We start from the raw sequence: 16,755 nt of genomic DNA, 5'->3' as shown, positions 1-16,755 counted from the left end.
GCGATTGTCGCAGAGTAACGCCCCGCGTCGCCACGCCCAGTGCGTGGCGGCGGGGTTTCAGGCGCGAATCAGATGCGGAACTGGCCGACCAGTTGGCGCAGGCGCTCGCCCAGGCCGCTCAGCTCGCCGGCGGTGCGCGCGCCCTGCACGGCGTCCTCGGCCACCCGGTCCACGCCGTCGGCGATCTGGTGCACGCTGCGGTTGATCTCCTCGGCCACCGCGGTCTGTTCCTCGGCGGCGCTGGCGATCTGCGCGTTCATCGAGTTGATGGTGCCGATCAGGTTGGCCATGGCGTCCAGCGACTGCCCGGCCTGGTCGGCCTGGCTGCGGGTGCGCCCGGCCATCTCGCTGGCGCGCTGCATGGCCTGCACGGAACCGGCGGTGGTGGCCTGCAGGCGGTCGATCATCTGCTGGATCTCGCCGGTGCTCTGCTGGGTGCGGCTGGCCAGCGCGCGCACTTCGTCGGCGACCACCGCGAAGCCGCGCCCGGCCTCGCCGGCCCGCGCCGCCTCGATGGCGGCATTGAGCGCCAGCAGGTTGGTCTGCTCGGCGATGGAGCGGATCACCTCCAGCACGCCGACGATGCCGCGCACGTCCTGGCTGAGGGTGTCCAGGGCCTCGCTGCTGCTGCTCACCTCGCCGGCCAGGTCGTTGATCTGCGCCACGCACAGGTCCACCTCGCGCTTGGCCGCCTGGCCCTCGCGGTCGGTGTCGCGGGCGGCATCGGCGGCGCGCTGGGCGCTGCGCGCCACTTCCTGGGCAGCGGCGGTCATTTCGTTGATCGCCGTGGCCACCTGGTCGGTCTCGCTGCGCTGGCCGGCCATCGCCTGCTCCGAGCGCTGCGCCTGCTGGGCGACGTTGCCGACCAGCCCGGACAGTTGCCCGGTGGTGCCGGCCACCTGCTGCACCAGGGTGTGGATCTTCTCGACGAAGCGGTTGAACGACTGCGCCAGCTCGCCCAGTTCGTCGCGGCTTTCCACCGGCAGGCGGTGGGTCAGGTTGCCGTCGCCGGCGGCCATGTCGTCGAGGTTGGCCTTGACGCGCAGCAGCGGGCGGACGATGGCGTTGCCGGTGGGCACCGCCACCAGGGCGATGATCACCAGCAGCGCCAGGGCCGAGCCGATCATCAGCGTCAGCAGGCTGTTGATCTGCCCGTGCAGATGTTCGCGGGCCTTGGCCACGTCTTCCTCGATGTCGTCCAGGTTCAGCGAGGTGCCGAACACCAGGTTCCACTTCGGCAGGTACTGCGCGTAGCCGATCTTCGGCACGACGGCGCTGTTGCCCGGGCGGGTGAAGCTGTAGTGCACGTAGTGGCTGTCGTCCTGGCCGGCGCGCACCAGCTCGCGGATGGCGTAGACGCCGTTGGGGTCGCGGAAGCTGCTGAAGTCTTCGCCGATGCGCTCTTCGCTGGTGCCCTGGAAGACGCGCACCGAGCGGGTGTCGTAGCCCCAGAAGTAGCCGCCGTTGCCGTAGGCCAGGCGCTTGAGCAGCGCCACCCCGGCCTCGCGCGCCGCCGCATCGCCCTCGGCCGCGGCCTGGTACTGCGGGCCGACCGCCGCCAGGGCGACGTCGACGAACTGCTTGAGCTGGACCTGGCGGTCGTCGATCAGGCTCTGGCGGATCTGTTCTTCCTGCTGGCCGGACAGCCGCTGCAGGGCCACCAGGGCCACGGCGCAGAGCACCAGGGTGAGGATCAGGATCGGGAGTAGCGCCAGGCTCAGGACCTTGGCGCGCAGGCGCAGGGAGGGAATCACGGTGGCAGCCTCCATAGGCAGGGGCGACGGCATCAAAAAACCCGCCGTGGGGCGGGTTTCTTGTTATCGGCTCAGGCCTGGGCCTTCTTTAGCTCCTGGTCGCGCAATTCGCGACGGAGGATCTTGCCGACGTTGGTGGTCGGCAGGCTCTCGCGGAATTCCACGTACTTCGGACGCTTGTACCCGGTCAGGTTGTCGTGCATGTGCTTGACCACCTGCTCCTTGGTCAGGGTCACGCCCGGGCGCGGCACCACGAACACCTTGATCACCTCGCCGGAGCGCTCGTCCGGCACGCCGATGGCGGCGCACTGCAGCACGCCCGGCAGGGTGGCGAGGACGTCTTCCAGCTCGTTGGGATACACGTTGAAGCCGCTGACCAGGATCATGTCCTTCTTGCGGTCGACGATGCGCATGTAGCCGTCTTCCTGGATGATCGCCACGTCGCCGGTGCGCAGCCAGCCGTCCGCGTCGAGGATCTCGTCGGTGGCTTCCTGGCGCTGCCAGTAGCCCTTCATCACCTGCGGGCCCTTGACACACAGCTCGCCGCGCTCGCCCAGGGGCAGCTCGTTGCCGGCGTCGTCGATGACCTTGCACAGGGTCGACGGGACCGGGATGCCGATGGTGCCGATCTGGATGTTCTGGAACGGGTTCACCGACACCACCGGGCTGGTCTCGGTCATGCCGTAGCCTTCGCAGATGGCGCAGCCGGTGACTTCCTTCCAGCGCTCGGCCGCGGCCTGTTGCAGGGCCATGCCGCCGGAGAGCGTCAGCTTCAGGCTGGAGAAGTCCAGCTTGCGGAACGCCTCGTTGTTGCACAGGCCGACGAACAGGGTGTTCAGGCCGACGAAGCCGGTGAACTTCCACTGCGCCAGCTCCTTGGAGAAGGCGTTCAGGTCGCGCGGGTTGGTCACCAGGATGTTGTGGTTGCCGGTGAGCATCATCGCCATGCAATGGAAGGTGAAGGCGTAGATGTGGTACAGCGGCAGCGGCGCGATGAGGATCTCGCAACCCTCGTTGAGGTTGGCGCCCATCAGTGCCTTGCACTGCAGCATGTTGGCCACCAGGTTGCGGTGCGTCAGCATGGCGCCCTTGGCCACCCCGGTGGTGCCGCCGGTGTACTGCAGCACGGCCACGTCGTCGGCCTTCGGCGAGGATTCGCGCACGCTCTTGCCGCGGCCCTTGGCCAGGGCGTCGTTGAGCTTGACGGCGTTGCCGATGTGGTAGGCCGGGACCATCTTCTTGACGTACTTGACCACCGCGTTGATCAGCAGGCGCTTGAGCGGCGGCAGCAGGTCGGCGACCTCGGTGATGAGCACGTGGCGGATGCCGGTGCGCGGCAGCACTTCCTCGGCCAGGTGGGCCATGTTGGCCAGGCACACCAGCGCCTTGGCGCCGGAGTCGTTGAACTGGTGCTCCATCTCCCGCGCGGTGTACAGCGGGTTGGTGTTGACCACGATGAGGCCGGCGCGCATGGCGCCGAACACCACGATGGGGTATTGCAGGACGTTGGGCAGCTGCACCGCGATGCGGTCGCCCGGCTGCAGGTCGGTGTTGTTCTGCAGGTAGGCGGCGAAATCACCGGAGAGGCGGTACAGCTCGCCGTAGGTCAGGGTCTTGCCAAGGTTGCTGAAGGCAGGCTTGTTGGCAAAGCGTTGGCAGGACTCCTTGAGCACCGCGAGGATGTTCGGGTACTGGTCGGCATTGATCTCGGCAGCGATACCTGCTGGGTATTTGTCCTTCCAGAAATTGTCGATCATGGAAGCCCACTCCTAAGCAACAGCTTATCTTTACCGCGTACGCGGTTCTTTGTTGTGTTTGTGCCGCTTTCCCTTGAGTCGGGGAGCGAAAAGCGGGCCGAGATTAACAGCTTTGCCAAAACCCGACCAGCACCAAACACAGCCTACCCAGTCATAAAAATGACCAAAAGCAGGCAAATCGGTCACAACCCGTCCATCGGTCGGAAAAGCCCGTGCCAGAAGGGCTGCGGCCTTGTTGGATTGTCTGACAAAGACGCTGCCAGGGAAAGCGAGACGAAAAAAACGGAGGCGGGTCGTCGGACCAGCCTCCGTTCGGAGGGTTGTTGCGGCCGAACCGGTCAGGCGCTCTCGCGCAGCTCGCGGCGCAGGATCTTGCCCACCGGGGTCATCGGCAGGGCCTCCTTGAGGACGATCTGCTTGGGAACCTTGTAGCCGGTGAAGTTCTCCTTGCAGTAGGCCTTCAGCTCCTCCACCGTCAGACCCGGCTCACGGGCCACGACGAAGAGTTTGACGGCCTCGCCGGAACGTTCGTCCGGCACCCCGACCGCGGCGCAGTTGGCCACCTTCGGGTGGGCCATGACCACGTCCTCGATCTCGTTGGGGTAGACGTTGAAGCCGGAAACGATGATCAGGTCCTTCTTGCGGTCGACGATGCGTACGAAACCGTCCGCGTCGATCACCGCGATGTCGCCGGTGCGCAGCCAGCCCTCGGCGTCCAGCACCTCCTCGGTGGCCTCCGGGCGCTGCCAGTAGCCCTTCATCACCTGCGGGCCCTTCACGCACAGCTCGCCGCGTTCGCCCACGGGCTGCTCGTTGCCCTCGTCGTCGATCACCTTCAGCGCGGTGCCCGGCACCGGGATGCCCACGGTGCCCAGGCGCGCCAGCTCGCCGTAGGGGTTGGTGCTGACCACCGGCGAGGTCTCGGTGAGGCCATAGCCCTCGACCACGGTGCAGCCGGTGGCGGCCTTCCAGCGCTCGGCGGTGGCCGAGACCAGGGCGGTGCCGCCGGAGTTGGTGACCTTGAGGTTGGAGAAGTCCAGGTCCTTGAACTCCGGGTGCTCCATCAGCGCCACGAACAGGGTGTTCAGCCCCAGCAGCGAGGAAAAGCGCCACTTCTTCAGCTCCTTGATGAAGCCGGGGATGTCCCGCGGGTTGCTGATCAGCACGTTGTGGTTGCCGTTGTGCATCATGCACATGCAATTCGCGGTGAAGGCATAGATGTGGTACAGCGGCAGCGGCGCGATCATCACCTCGCCGCCCTCGTTCATCAGCGGGCGGCCGTCGGGGCCGTGCTGCGACAGGCAGGCGTCCACCTGCAGCATGTTCGCCACCAGGTTGCCGTGGGTGAGCATGGCGCCCTTGGCCACGCCGGTGGTGCCGCCGGTGTACTGCAGCACGGCGATGTCCTCCAGGCCGACCTTGACCGGCTGCAGCGCATGGCCGCGGCCCTGGCGCAGCACCTCCTTGAAGGGCACCGCCTGGGGCAGCTGGTAGTCCGGGACCATCTTCTTCACGTGCTTGACCGCGGCGTTGACCAGCAGGCCCTTGAGCGCCGGCTGCAGGTCGCCCATCTGCGCCTCGATCAGGTATTCGATGCCGGTGTCCGGCAGCACTTCCTGCACCAGCTTGCCGAACAGGTTGACGTAGACCAGCGCCCGCGCGCCCGAGTCCTTGAACTGGTGGCGCATCTCGCGGGCGGTGTACAGCGGGTTGGTGTTGACCACCACCAGGCCGGCGCGCAGGGCGCCGAACACGGCGATGGGGTATTGCAGGACGTTGGGCATCTGCACGGCGATGCGCTCGCCGGGCTTGAGGTCGGTGTTGCGCTGCAGGTAGGCGGCGAAGGCGGCGGACAGGCGGTCCAGCTCGGCGTAGGTGAGGGTCACGCCCATGTTGCTGAACACCGGGCGGTCGGCGAAGCGCTTGCAGGAGCGCTCGAACACTTCCACCACCGATTTGTAGGCGCCCAGGTCGAGCTGGCTGGGCACGCCGGCGGGACGTTTGTCGTTCCAGAATTCCGCTTGCATTGGCTGTTGTCCTCTTTATTACCTGCAAGGCTGTTCCCGGCCGGCTCCCTCGGGCATCCGGCGCAGGGGCATCCGTCGCAAAGTAGCAGTTGCCCGGTGCAGCGCAAATAGTTCGGCCATTCCCATTTACTTCGTGAATCTTGCGCCACCGCCGGCGGGATGCTGCGCAGCGCCAGGCGCTGCTAGAATGCCGCCACTCCGAGCCGGCACAAGGATTGCCCATGCCGTACGCCGCCTACTGGCTGACCGCCAGCGACCAGACCCCGCTGTACACCCACCATTGGACCGCAGACGCAGCCAAGGGCGTGGTGATGCTCTCCCACGGCATGGCCGAGCACGCAGGGCGCTACGCCCGCCTGGGCGAGGCGCTGAACGCCGCCGGCTGGTCGCTGCTGGCCATCGACCAGCGCGGCCACGGCCGCACCGCCGAGCACGGCGACCTGGGCCACTACGCCGACCAGGGCGGCTGGGGCAAGGTGGTGGGCGACCTGCTCAGCCTCAACCGCCACGTGCGCGAGCAGCACCCCGGCCTGCCGGTGGTCCTGCTCGGCCACAGCATGGGCAGCTACATCGCCACCGCCTACCTGCTGCAGCACAGCGCCACGCTGCAAGGCGCGGTGCTCTCCGGCTCCAACTACCAGAGCATCGCGCTGTACCGCGCCGCGCGCCTGGTGGCCCGCTTCGAGCGCTGGCGCCAGGGCCCGCTGGGGCGCAGCGCGCTGATCGAATTCCTCTCCTTCGGCTCGTTCAACAAGGCCTTCAAGCCCAACCGCACGGAATTCGACTGGCTCAGCCGCGACACCCGCGAGGTGGACAAGTACATCAGCGACCCGCTGTGCGGCTTCCGCTGCAGCAACCAGCTGTGGCTGGACCTGCTCGGCGGCCTGGAGGACATCACCCCGGTGCAGCACCTGGCGCGCATCGACAAGGCCCTGCCGCTGCTGATCATCGGCGGCGAGCGCGACCCGGTCAGCCAGGGCAAGCGCCTGCGCGACCTGGCCGGGGCGCTGGGCCGCGCCGGACTGCGCGACGTGCAGACGCAGATCTACCCCGAGGCCCGCCACGAGTTGTTCAACGAGACCAACCGCGACGAGGTCACCCGCAACCTGATCGCCTGGCTGGACGGAATCCTTTCCGCAGGCCAAGGCGCGAACCACGAGGAAAAGCCATGACCCAGGTGCAGAACGTTCCCTACGCCGAGCTCGAAGTCGGGCAGAAGGCCTGCTTCCAGCGCCCGGTCGGCGAGCGCGACATCCAGCTCTTCGCCGAAGTCTCCGGCGACCGCAACCCGGTCCACCTGGACGCCGACTACGCCGCCACCACCCTGTTCAAGGAGCGCATCGCCCACGGCATGCTCAGCGGCGCGCTGATCAGCGCCGCCATCGCCACCACCCTGCCCGGCCCGGGCACCATCTACCTGGGCCAGAGCCTGCGCTTCACCCGCCCGGTGAAGATCGGCGACGTGCTCGATGTGGAGCTGGAAGTGCTGGAAAAACTGCCGAAGAACCGCGTGCGCATCGGCACCCGCGTGCTCAACCAGAACGGCGAGGCGGTGGTGGAAGGCGAAGCCGAGGTGCTGGCGCCGAAGCAGAAGCTGGACATCGAACTGCCGGCGCTGCCGCCGATCACCATCGGCTGATCCGCGCCCACAAAAAAACGCCGCTTTCCCCCGAGGGGGAAGCGGCGTTTTTTATTCATTGCCTCGAAGCCGACTGCGCCGAGATGCTCTTCGTAGGATGGGTTGAGCCTGCGAAACCCATGCGGTCGTGGCGATGGGTATCGCTTCGCTCAACCCATCCTGCGATGGCGTTTCTCCTGGCCATCGTGCGACCTGCGCGGGCGGAGCCCTACCATACCGGCGGGCACTGCTTCTGGCTTCTCGTAGGAGCGAGATTGCTCGCGAACCGCATGGCAGCGTGTTTGTTCGCGAGCAAGCTCGCTCCTACGAAGAGCATTCCGGCCCAGCCTGCAAGAGTGGGAAGCACGGATGCAGGAGCGGACTCCGTCCGCGAGGAAAAATCGCAGGCAAAAAAACGGGCGACCGAAGTCGCCCCAAGTGCCTTGCGTGCTCTGTGATCGGGAAGGAGATCAGCCCTTCTTGTGGCTGTCCTTCCAGATGAAATATCCGACTCCACCGCAGAACAGGACCATCAGACCAACGGTGACAATGCCGGCGAGAACCACTTCGTCGATGAACATGATGCTGGCCTCCTGAATCCCTGTGCGTTTTGAAGATGGGCTCAGGTTAGCGTCGGCCGGGGGCGCGATATTGACCTGGATCAATGGCCGCAAAGCCCCGGTTCACGGGGCTTCGGATAACTGATCCAGATCAAGTTCGGGGCGGGTTGGGATGCGGTGCATGGCCGCGCGGGGCGGCTTCTGGCGGGATGTTCGGAACGGGCGGAGCGGATTCAGCGCTTCTTCGGCTTGCCCTTGCCCTTCTTGCGTGCCTTGCCCAGCGGCAGGGCCTGCTCGAAGGCCTTGCGCACTTCCTGCAGGCGCTTCTCGTGGACGTCGTGGATGCGCTTGTCGCGCTCGGCGTTGAAGTCGATCAGCTTGTCGTCGTTGCTCATGATCAGGCGTGCACCAGGCGGAAGGTCAGGTTCAGGCGGGGGGCGACCGGGCGCCGCGTCTTGGCCACCTGATGCTGCCAATAATGCTGTGTTGCGCCGGACATGACCAGCAGGCTGCCGGAATCCAGCGCCAGGGAATGCTCGATGGCCGCGCGGCCCTTGCGGCGCAGGTCGAAGCGCCGCGTGCCGCCGAGGTTCAGCGAGGCCACCAGCGGGTTGCGGCCCAGCTCCGGCTCGTCGTCGCTGTGCCAGCCCATGGAATCCTGGCCGTCGCGGTAATAGTTGAGCAGCACGCCGTTCAGGCGCTGGCCGACCTCAGCCTGCACGCGCTCGCGGATTTCCGCCAGCAGCGGCGTCCACGGCAGCGGCCGGTGGACCAGGCCGGAGTAGCGGTAGCTGGCCTCGGCGTCGCCGTACCAGGCCACCAGGCGCGGCACCGGGTAGTCGCGGCCGTGCAGGCGCACGCTGGGCCGCTCCCAGGGAGTGTTCTCGACCAGCTCGGCGAACCAGGCCGTGGCGCAGGCTTCATCGCACCAGTGCGGGATCAGGCGCAGCTCGGCGTGTTCGAGATGAATGGGCGCGTCGGCGAAGAGCATGGCGGTGACGGGAGACGGGTCGGGAAGGACAGCTTACTACGCGGCGCGCTCAGACCTCGATGTCGATCCACACGCCCTTGCGCGGCGCCTCGCCCAGGCCGTCGTCGGCGGGCTCCTCCGGCGCCTCGGGCTCAGCCTCCTCGCCCTGCGCCTGCTGCCGGCGCCGCTGGTGCTGCGGGTACTCTTCCTCCGGCGTCATTTCCGCCGGGCGGCGCTCCAGGCCCACGGCGGCATCGCTCGTGGCAGGGACCACCGGCGCCACCGGGGCGACATCCGGGCGCGAGCGCGCCGGGTCCTGCTGCGCGGTGACCGGCAGTACGTCGCTGGGGATCGGCGGGATCATGGCTGTCGCTGGCTCCTCGCGGGCTTCAGGTTGTCGGCTGGCGGCGGCAGGCGCCGGGGCCGTCGCTACACTTCACGGAACAATCCGCATCCATCCCGGTCCTGGCCGGCGGCGCGGAGCCGGCGCAGGCCCATCGCCCCCCGAGGCGGCGATGCCACCCGGCCGCTGCGTGCGAACGGGCGTCGCTGAAAGCCGCGTGTTCCGTTACCATAGCCGGCTTTTTGCGGGAGGTGTCCATGGCGCAGTATCAACCGGGTCAACGCTGGATCAGCGACAGTGAAGCAGAATTGGGGCTGGGCACCATCCTGGCGCTCGACGGACGGCTGCTCACCGTGCTCTATCCGGCCACCGGGGATACCCGCCAGTACGCCGAACGCAACGCCCCGCTGACCCGCGTGCGCTTCGCCCCGGGCGACGAGGTGACGCATTTCGAAGGCTGGAAGATGACCGTCCGCGAGGTCGAGGAGGTCGATGGCCTGCTGGTCTACCACGGCATCAACTCGCACAACGACGCCAAGATACTCCCGGAAACCCAGCTGTCCAACTTCATCCAGTTCCGCCTGGCCAGCGACCGCCTGTTCGCCGGGCAGATCGACCCCATGCCCTGGTTCGCCCTGCGCTACCACACCCTGGAACACCGCACCCGCCTGCTGCAATCCTCCCTCTGGGGCCTGGGCGGCGCCCGCGCCCAGCCCATCGCGCACCAGCTGCACATCGCCCGCGAGGTCGCCGACCGCATCGCCCCGCGCGTCCTGCTGGCCGACGAAGTGGGCCTGGGCAAGACCATCGAGGCCGGCCTGGTGATCCATCGCCAGCTGCTCTCCGGGCGCGCCAGCCGCGTGCTCATCCTGGTGCCGGAGAACCTGCAGCACCAGTGGCTGGTGGAGATGCGCCGGCGCTTCAACCTGGAAGTGGCGCTGTTCGACCGCGAGCGCTTCGCCGAAAGCGACGCCAGCAACCCCTTCGAGGACAGCCAGCTGGCCCTGGTGGCCCTGGAGTGGATCCGCGCCGACGAGCGCGCCCAGGACGCCCTGTGCGCCGCCGGCTGGGACCTGCTGGTGGTCGACGAGGCCCACCACCTGGTCTGGCATCCGGAGCAGGCCAGCCGCGAGTACCAGCTGGTGGAAACCCTGGCGCAGATCATCCCCGGCGTGCTGCTGCTCACCGCCACCCCGGAACAGCTGGGCCTGGACAGCCACTTCGCGCGCCTGCGCCTGCTCGACCCGGACCGCTTCCATGACCTGGAGGCCTTCCGCCGCGAGAGCAGCCAGTACCGCCCGGTCGCCGAGGCGGTGCAGGAACTGATCGACCAGGGCCGCCTGTCCTCCGCCGCGCGCGAGGCCATCCATGGCTTCCTCGGCGCAGCCGGCGACGAGCTGCTGGCCGCCGTCGAGAGTGGCGACGACGATGCCCGCGCGCGCCTGATCCGCGAACTGCTGGACCGCCACGGCACCGGCCGCGTGCTGTTCCGCAACACCCGCGCCGCGGTACAGGGCTTCCCCGAGCGCCAGCTGCACAGCTACCCGCTGCCCAACCCGGTGGAATACATGGAGCTGCCGGTCGGCGAACACCCGGACCTGTACCCGGAAGTGAGCTTCCAGGCGCAAGTCGACGACAACACCGACGAAAACGCCCGCTGGTGGCGCTTCGACCCCCGCGTGGAATGGCTGATCGACACCCTGAAGATGCTCAAGCAGTTCAAGGTGCTGGTGATCTGCGCCCACGCCGAGACCGCCCTGGACCTGGAAGACGCCCTGCGCCTGCGCTCGGGCATCCCGGCCACGGTGTTCCACGAGGGCATGAGCATCCTCGAGCGCGACCGCGCCGCGGCCTACTTCGCCGACGAGGAATTCGGCGCCCAGGTGCTGATCTGCTCGGAAATCGGCAGCGAGGGCCGCAACTTCCAGTTCGCCCACCACCTGGTGCTGTTCGACCTGCCGGCCCACCCGGACCAGCTGGAACAGCGCATCGGCCGCCTGGACCGCATCGGCCAGCGGCACACCATCCAGATCCACGTGCCGCACCTGGAGAACAGCCCGCAGGAACGCCTGTTCCAGTGGTACCACCAGGCGCTCAACGCCTTCCTCGCCACCTGCCCCACCGGCAACGCCCTGCAGCACCGCTACGGCCCGCGCCTGGTGGAACTGCTCGAAGGCAGCGACGACGACGCCTTCGCCGCCCTGCTCGAAGAAGGCCAGGCCGCGCGCCTGGCCCTGGAAGCGGAAATGCACAGCGGCCGCGACCGCCTGCTGGAGCTGAACTCCGGCGGCGCCGGCGAGGGCGAGGCGCTGGTGGAAGCGATCGAGGAACAGGACGACCAGTTCGCCCTGCCGATCTACATGGAGAAGCTGTTCGACACCTACGGCATCGACAGCGAGGACCACTCCGAGAACGCGCTGATCCTCAAGCCCAGCGAGAAGATGCTCGACGCCAGCTTCCCCCTGGGCGACGACGAGGGCGTGACCGTCACCTACGACCGCGCCCAGGCCCTGGCCCGCGAGGACATGCAGTTCCTCACCTGGGAGCACCCCATGGTGCAGGGCGGCATGGACCTGGTGCTGTCCGGCTCGCTGGGCAACACCTCGGTGGCGATCATCAAGAACAAGGCGCTCAAGCCCGGCACCGTGCTGCTGGAGATGCTCTTCGTCAGCGAGGCGGTGGCCCCGCGCAAGCTGCAGCTGGGCCGCTTCCTGCCGCCGGTGGCGCTGCGCTGCCTGCTCGACGCCAACGGCAACGACCTGGCCGCCCGGGTGGCCTTCGAGACGCTGCACGAGCAGCTGGAAAGCGTGCCGCGCGCCAGCGCCAACAAGTTCGTCCAGGCCCAGCGCGACGTGCTGGCCAAGCAGTTCGCCATTGGCGAGGCCAAGATCGCCCCGCGACACGCCGAGCGCGTGGAGAAGGCCCGCCAGCAACTGGTGGCGAGCCTGGACGAGGAACTGGCGCGTCTGACCGCGCTCAAGCAGGTCAACCCCAGCGTGCGCGACAGCGAGCTGGAAGCCCTGCGCACCCAGCGCGACGAGAGCGTTGCCCTGCTGGACAAGGCCTCGCTGCGCCTGGAGGCGATCCGCGTGCTGGTCGCCGGCTGATCCGCGCCACGCCCAAGAGGCCGCCCCGGGAAACCGCGGCGGCCTTTTTCATGCCTGCCCAATTGGCGTCCCCCTGTAGGAGCGGACCTTGTCCGCGATAGCCGGACGATCCGGCGCGATTCGCGGATGAGATCCGCTCCTACGCTGCCCCACCCACACCATTCCCATGTAGGAGCGCGCCCTGCGCGCGAAATCGCGGGCAGGGCCCGCTCCTATAGGTTGCAGGGGAGCACAGCGTGCCTCCCCCGTAGGAGCGGACCTTGTCCGCGATAGCCGGGCGATCCGGCGCGATTCGCGGATGAGATCCGCTCCTACGCTGCCCCACCCTCACCATTCCCATGTAGGAGCGCGCCCTGCGCGCGAAACCGCGGACGAAGTCCGCTCGCGCGGAGCCCCTTCCGCCGGCACATCCGCCCTCACGGTCTACTATTGACGCTGCGCAAGGGAATCCACCCCGGGGAGAGCTAGAGTTTTCCCACCAAGCCACTCATTGAGGGATACATCATGTACGAGCGCATTCTGGTAGCAGTGGACGGCAGCCCGGTTTCCGACCGCGCGCTGGGCGAGGCGGTCAAGCTGGCGCAACTGACTGGCGGCGAGCTGCGCGTCATCACCATCGTCGACAGCCCGCTGCGCCACCTGCCCGACTATGCCGTCTACTACAACCCCGAACCGCTGCGCGAAGCCGCGCTGAAGGCCGCCGACGACGTGCTGGCCAAGGCCCGCGAGCAGGTCGGCGACAAGGTCAAGGCGAAGTTCGACCGCGTGTGCCAGGAGCGCGCCAGCGAGGAAATCGCCGAGCGCATCGAGCTGGAGGCCGAGGACGCCAAGGCCGACGTGATCGTCATGGGCACCCACGGCCGCCGCGGCGTGCGCCGGCTGATGCTGGGCAGCGTGGCCGAGGGCCTACTGCGCGTCAGCAACCGCCCGGTGCTGCTGGTTCGCGACAACTAAGTCCACCCCGATGAAAAAGGCCGTGCGGGATGACCCGCACGGCCTTTTTTCGCCTGGAGCCCCCCTGTAGGAGCGAGCTTGCTCGCGAACGAGCCCCGTTGCGGAATCCGTTCGCGAGCAAGCTCGCTCCTACGAAAAGCAGAAGGCTACGGCATCGGCGTCACTCACCCGCCGCCACCGCGTTGCCGCGGCAGGAGTGGAAGATGTCCAGGCCGGGCTGATACAGGCTGGTGCGCACGTCCAGCAGGCCGAGCACCGAGTGGAACAGGTTGTCGTGGCTCAGGTCCTGCTCGTCGCGCTTGCCGGCCAGGCAGCCGCGGTCGATGCCCAGGTCGCGCAGGGTCGAGGGGCCGAACCACATCACCATGGGCACGTGGACCTGCGCCGCCGGGGCAATGGCGTAGGGCGCGGCGTGCAGGTACACGCCGTTCTCGCCCAGCGACTCGCCGTGGTCGGAGACGTAGAGCATCGAGGTGTCGTACCTGTCGCTGTTCTTCTTCAGCAGATCGATCACCTTCGACAGGAAGAAGTCGGTATAGAGGATGGTGTTGTCGTAGACGTTCACCAGCTCGTCCTTCGAACAGCTGCCCAGCTGGTTGGTGCGGCACACCGGCTTGAAGCGCTCCATGTCCGCCGGGTAGCGGTCGTAGTACTCCGGGCCGTGGCTGCCGTCGGCGTGCAGGACGATGATGGCGTTGTCCTTCAGGCCGTCGATGTACGCCTGCAGGTCCTGCAGCAGGGCCTCGTCCAGGCAGCGGTTGCCGTCGCAGAACGGGCCGGGCTGGTTCTTCGGGATGTCGCGGTGCGGCACGCGCAGGCAGGTGCCCTTGCAGTCGCTGTTGTTGTCCAGCCAGATCACCTGCAGGCCGGCGCGCTGCAGCACGTCCAGCAGGCTCTCGTAGGTCTTGCCCTTCTTGTCGCTGTAGTCCTCGCGGGGGAACTTGGAGAACATGCAGGGCACCGACACCGCGGTGGAGGTCCCGCAGGAATGCACCTGGGTGAAGTTGAGGATGTCCAGCTTCGCCAGCTCCGGGTTGGTCTGCCGGGCGTAGCCGTTGAGCGAGAAGTGGTCGGCCCGCGCGGTCTCGCCGACCACGAAGACGAACAGCGACTTCTTCGCCCGCTGCGAAGCCTTGGCGCTCTGCACCGCGTCCTCGCCGATCTTCTGCACCACCAGCTCGGCCTTCTTGATGCCCAGGCGCTGCTTGCCATACTTGGTCACGGCATAGATGTAGTTGGTCGGGTTGATGAAGTGGGTCAGCTTGTCTTCCTCGCGGAAGATCGGCGCGTAGGTGGAATAGAAACTACCCACCATCACCGCCACCGCCGCCACGCAGGCGAACACCACCAATACCTTGTTCAGCAGCCCGCGCAGGAACGGCTTGTAGGCCACCGGCAGCGCCCAGACCAGCGCCGACGGCAGCGCCCCGAGCAGCAGCAGGTAGGCCACCAGCCTGCCGCTGAACAGCGCCTCGGCCTCGCCCGGGTTGGTCTCGAAGACGTTCTGCACCATCACCGTGTCGATGGCGATGCCGTAGCTGTTCATGAAATAGGCGGCGGCGGCCGAGCACAGCGCCACCAGGGTCAGCGCCGGCTTGAGCAACGGGCGGAACGACACCAGGGTCAGCAGCAGGCTGAACGCGGCCCAGAGGAAGACGCCGAAGGACGCGAAGAAGGCGATGCGATACGCCCCCTGCAGCGGCACCAGGCCGTCCAGGGCCTTCCAGGTGGCGAGGTTGTAGAACAGCACCAGGGCCAGGGAAAACAGCAGCACCAGGCGGTTGGAACTGATCGTGGGTAACAGGTGACGGTTGTCCTCGGACATCGAGGCACTCCTTGACTGGGCGCAGCGGAAGAACGGCATCGCCCACCGTCACGGCGGGCGCGCCGAATCTACTGATCAGTTAGTCAAAAAAGTGTCAAATTCGCCACTGAATCGATACAACGTTTGTCGGCTCAGGCCGATTGCAGACGTTCCCGCCAAGCCGGCAACCAGCCCAGGCCGGCGCTGGTAGCGCCAACCGGGCGGTATTCGGCGCCCAGCCAGCCGGCGTAGCCCTGGGCCCGCAAGGCCGCCAGCGCCGGTCCGAAGTCCAGTTCGCCGCTGCCCGGCTCGCCGCGCCCGGGGGCGTCGGCGAACTGCACGTGGCCGATATGCCCTTGCAGCTGGCGCACGCAGTCGGCCAGGTCCAGGCCCATGCGCGCCATGTGGTAGAAGTCCAGCTGCGCCGCCAGGTTCGGGTGGCCGACGCGCGCCAGCATGTCCAGCAGATGCTGCGGGGTGTTGAGCAGGAAGCCGGGCATGTCGTGCAGGTTGATCGCCTCCATCAGCACCGCAATGCCGCGCCCGGCGAAGGCCTCGGCGGTCTGCCGCAGGTGTTCGGCCAGCAGCGCCAGCGCCTGCTCGCATTCGACGCCCTCGGCCAGGCGCCCGGCCAGCACGTTGATCTTCTGCGGCCGCAGCACCTCGGCGTAGTCCAGGGCCTGGCGCAGCCCGACGGCGAACTGCGCCTCGCGCCCCGGCACCGCGGCCAACCCGGCGCCGCCCTGCATCAGGTCGCCGGCCGGCAGGTTGAACAGCACCAGCGGCATGCCACTGCGCTGCAGCTCGGCCTGCAATGCCGCGGCCGGCACCTCGTAGGGAAACTGGATCTCCACCCCGGCGAAACCGGCCTCGGCGGCGGCGCGCACGCGCTCGATCAGCGGCAGCTCGGTGAACAATAGGGACAGGTTGGCGCAGATCGGCATGGCGGCATTCCTCAATCGCGGGGTTGGCGGTACTGCTCGACCAGGGTGGCCGGGTCGTGCGCCAGGTGGCCCTGGCTGCCGTGCAGGCGCATCAGTTGCGCGGCCAGGCCGCTCATGGGCGTGGCCGAGCCCTGCTCGCGGGACAGCTTCACCGCGGTGTCCAGGTCCTTGAGCAAAGTGCGCACGTGCCACTTGATGGGCTCGAAGCAGCTCTCAGCCATCTGCGGGGCGAGGATCTGCAAGGGCTTGGAGTCGGCGAAACCGCCGGCCAGGGCCGGGGCGATCAGGCTGGCGTCGACCCCGGCGCTCTCCGCCAGGGCCACCACTTCGGCGATCACCAGGGCGTTGCAGGCGACGATCATCTGGTTGCACACCTTGGTCACCTGGCCGGCGCCGACCTCGCCCATGCGCGTCAGGCGCTGGCCGAGGTGGGCGAGGACGGGGCGGACGCGCTCGATGTCCTCCACCCGGCCGCCGGCCATGATCGCCAGGCTGCCGGCCTCGGCGCCCGGGGTGCCGCCGGAAACCGGCGCATCGATCCAGCGCATGCTGCTGCGGGCTTCCAGCTCGGCGGCCATCTCGCGGGTGGCGGCCGGCTCCAGGCTGGAGAAGTCCACCAGCAACTGCCCCGGTTTCGCCCCTTCGACGATGCCGCCGGGGCCGAACACCACCTCGCGCACGGCGGCGGTGTCGGCCAGGCAGAGCATGACGATCCCGGCATCCGCGCACAGCTGCGCGGGGCTCTGCGCGGCGCGGGCGCCCTCCCCGGCCAGCAGCTCGCGCTTGGCGGCGGAGCGGTTCCACACGGTCAACGGGTAGCCGGCGGCCAGCAGGCGGCGGCTCATGGGCACGCCCATCAGACCGAGGCCGGCGAAGGCGATGGAGGGCAAGGCAGACATGGATGGCTCCTGTCGGGC

The 16,755-nt window shown here is 67.9% G+C and carries 14 protein-coding genes; 4 read left to right on the top strand and 10 right to left on the bottom strand.

The features are described from left to right. Positions 1-68: 68 nt before the first annotated feature. The 3 genes from ACTWJ5_RS07375 to fadD2 form a co-directional block, all read right to left on the bottom strand. Positions 69-1,754 carry a methyl-accepting chemotaxis protein gene (locus ACTWJ5_RS07375; protein WP_116422428.1) on the bottom strand — a complete coding sequence of 562 codons (1,686 nt, stop codon included), beginning with the start codon at positions 1,752-1,754 and terminating at the stop codon, positions 69-71. 71 nt (positions 1,755-1,825) lie between these two features. Next, positions 1,826-3,511: a long-chain-fatty-acid--CoA ligase FadD1 gene (gene fadD1, locus ACTWJ5_RS07370; RefSeq protein WP_116422429.1), complete on the bottom strand. Its 1,686-nt coding sequence runs from the start codon at positions 3,509-3,511 to the stop codon at positions 1,826-1,828. A 338-nt stretch (positions 3,512-3,849) separates the two neighbouring features. Next, on the bottom strand, positions 3,850-5,538 hold the full coding sequence (fadD2, locus tag ACTWJ5_RS07365; RefSeq protein WP_116422430.1) for a long-chain-fatty-acid--CoA ligase FadD2: 1,689 nt from the start codon (positions 5,536-5,538) through the stop codon (positions 3,850-3,852). A gap of 221 nt (positions 5,539-5,759) precedes the next feature. Between fadD2 and ACTWJ5_RS07360 the strand changes: the two genes are divergently transcribed. Both ACTWJ5_RS07360 and ACTWJ5_RS07355 read left to right on the top strand, forming a co-directional pair. After that, a complete protein-coding gene (locus ACTWJ5_RS07360; RefSeq protein WP_444437999.1) occupies positions 5,760-6,710 on the top strand; it encodes a lysophospholipase in 951 nt (316 codons plus the stop codon). Continuing rightward, entirely contained in the window at positions 6,707-7,177 is a 471-nt protein-coding gene (locus ACTWJ5_RS07355) for a MaoC family dehydratase (RefSeq protein ID WP_253391415.1), read from the top strand. The genes ACTWJ5_RS07360 and ACTWJ5_RS07355 overlap by 4 nt, the downstream gene beginning before the upstream one ends. Before the next feature lie 449 nt (positions 7,178-7,626). On the opposite strand, the gene ccoM is transcribed toward ACTWJ5_RS07355, so the two are convergent. From ccoM to ACTWJ5_RS07335, 4 genes are all read right to left on the bottom strand, one after another. Beyond that, positions 7,627-7,737, bottom strand: a complete 111-nt coding sequence (gene ccoM / locus ACTWJ5_RS07350; RefSeq protein ID WP_009618523.1) for a cytochrome c oxidase subunit CcoM — start codon at positions 7,735-7,737, stop codon at positions 7,627-7,629. A gap of 212 nt (positions 7,738-7,949) precedes the next feature. Continuing rightward, positions 7,950-8,111, bottom strand: coding sequence for a hypothetical protein (locus ACTWJ5_RS07345; protein WP_009618525.1), 162 nt, complete (start codon positions 8,109-8,111; stop codon positions 7,950-7,952). Between the two features lie 2 nt (positions 8,112-8,113). Continuing rightward, positions 8,114-8,707 carry an alpha-ketoglutarate-dependent dioxygenase AlkB family protein gene (locus tag ACTWJ5_RS07340; RefSeq protein WP_444437997.1) on the bottom strand — a complete coding sequence of 198 codons (594 nt, stop codon included), beginning with the start codon at positions 8,705-8,707 and terminating at the stop codon, positions 8,114-8,116. Positions 8,708-8,756: 49 nt separating this feature from the next. Continuing rightward, positions 8,757-9,050, bottom strand: coding sequence for an aspartate-semialdehyde dehydrogenase (locus ACTWJ5_RS07335; protein ID WP_444437995.1), 294 nt, complete (start codon positions 9,048-9,050; stop codon positions 8,757-8,759). Between the two features lie 230 nt (positions 9,051-9,280). Here ACTWJ5_RS07335 and rapA point away from each other — a divergent pair, with 230 nt between their 5' ends. Together rapA and ACTWJ5_RS07325 are read left to right on the top strand one after the other, a co-directional pair. Then, positions 9,281-12,136: an RNA polymerase-associated protein RapA gene (gene rapA / locus ACTWJ5_RS07330; RefSeq protein WP_444437993.1), complete on the top strand. Its 2,856-nt coding sequence runs from the start codon at positions 9,281-9,283 to the stop codon at positions 12,134-12,136. Positions 12,137-12,640: 504 nt separating this feature from the next. Further along, the gene (locus tag ACTWJ5_RS07325; protein WP_253408554.1) at positions 12,641-13,090 is read left to right on the top strand and encodes a universal stress protein; all 450 of its coding nucleotides are present in this window, start codon (positions 12,641-12,643) and stop codon (positions 13,088-13,090) included. A gap of 160 nt (positions 13,091-13,250) precedes the next feature. Here the strand turns inward: ACTWJ5_RS07325 and ACTWJ5_RS07320 are convergent, their stop codons facing one another. From ACTWJ5_RS07320 to ACTWJ5_RS07310, 3 genes are all read right to left on the bottom strand, one after another. Continuing rightward, positions 13,251-14,915 carry a phosphoethanolamine transferase gene (locus ACTWJ5_RS07320; RefSeq protein ID WP_116422436.1) on the bottom strand — a complete coding sequence of 555 codons (1,665 nt, stop codon included), beginning with the start codon at positions 14,913-14,915 and terminating at the stop codon, positions 13,251-13,253. Between the two features lie 131 nt (positions 14,916-15,046). Continuing rightward, positions 15,047-15,838, bottom strand: coding sequence for a hydroxypyruvate isomerase family protein (locus ACTWJ5_RS07315; RefSeq protein ID WP_444437991.1), 792 nt, complete (start codon positions 15,836-15,838; stop codon positions 15,047-15,049). 11 nt (positions 15,839-15,849) lie between these two features. Next, entirely contained in the window at positions 15,850-16,737 is an 888-nt protein-coding gene (locus tag ACTWJ5_RS07310) for an NAD(P)-dependent oxidoreductase (protein WP_444437989.1), read from the bottom strand. Positions 16,738-16,755: the final 18 nt, after the last annotated feature.

The sequence above is a fragment of the Pseudomonas sp. A6 genome (assembly GCF_052367875.1).
GTDB lineage: Bacteria > Pseudomonadota > Gammaproteobacteria > Pseudomonadales > Pseudomonadaceae > Pseudomonas > Pseudomonas citronellolis.
Note: the sequence above shows the minus strand (reverse complement) of the source record. Positions and strands in the feature narration are given on the sequence as shown.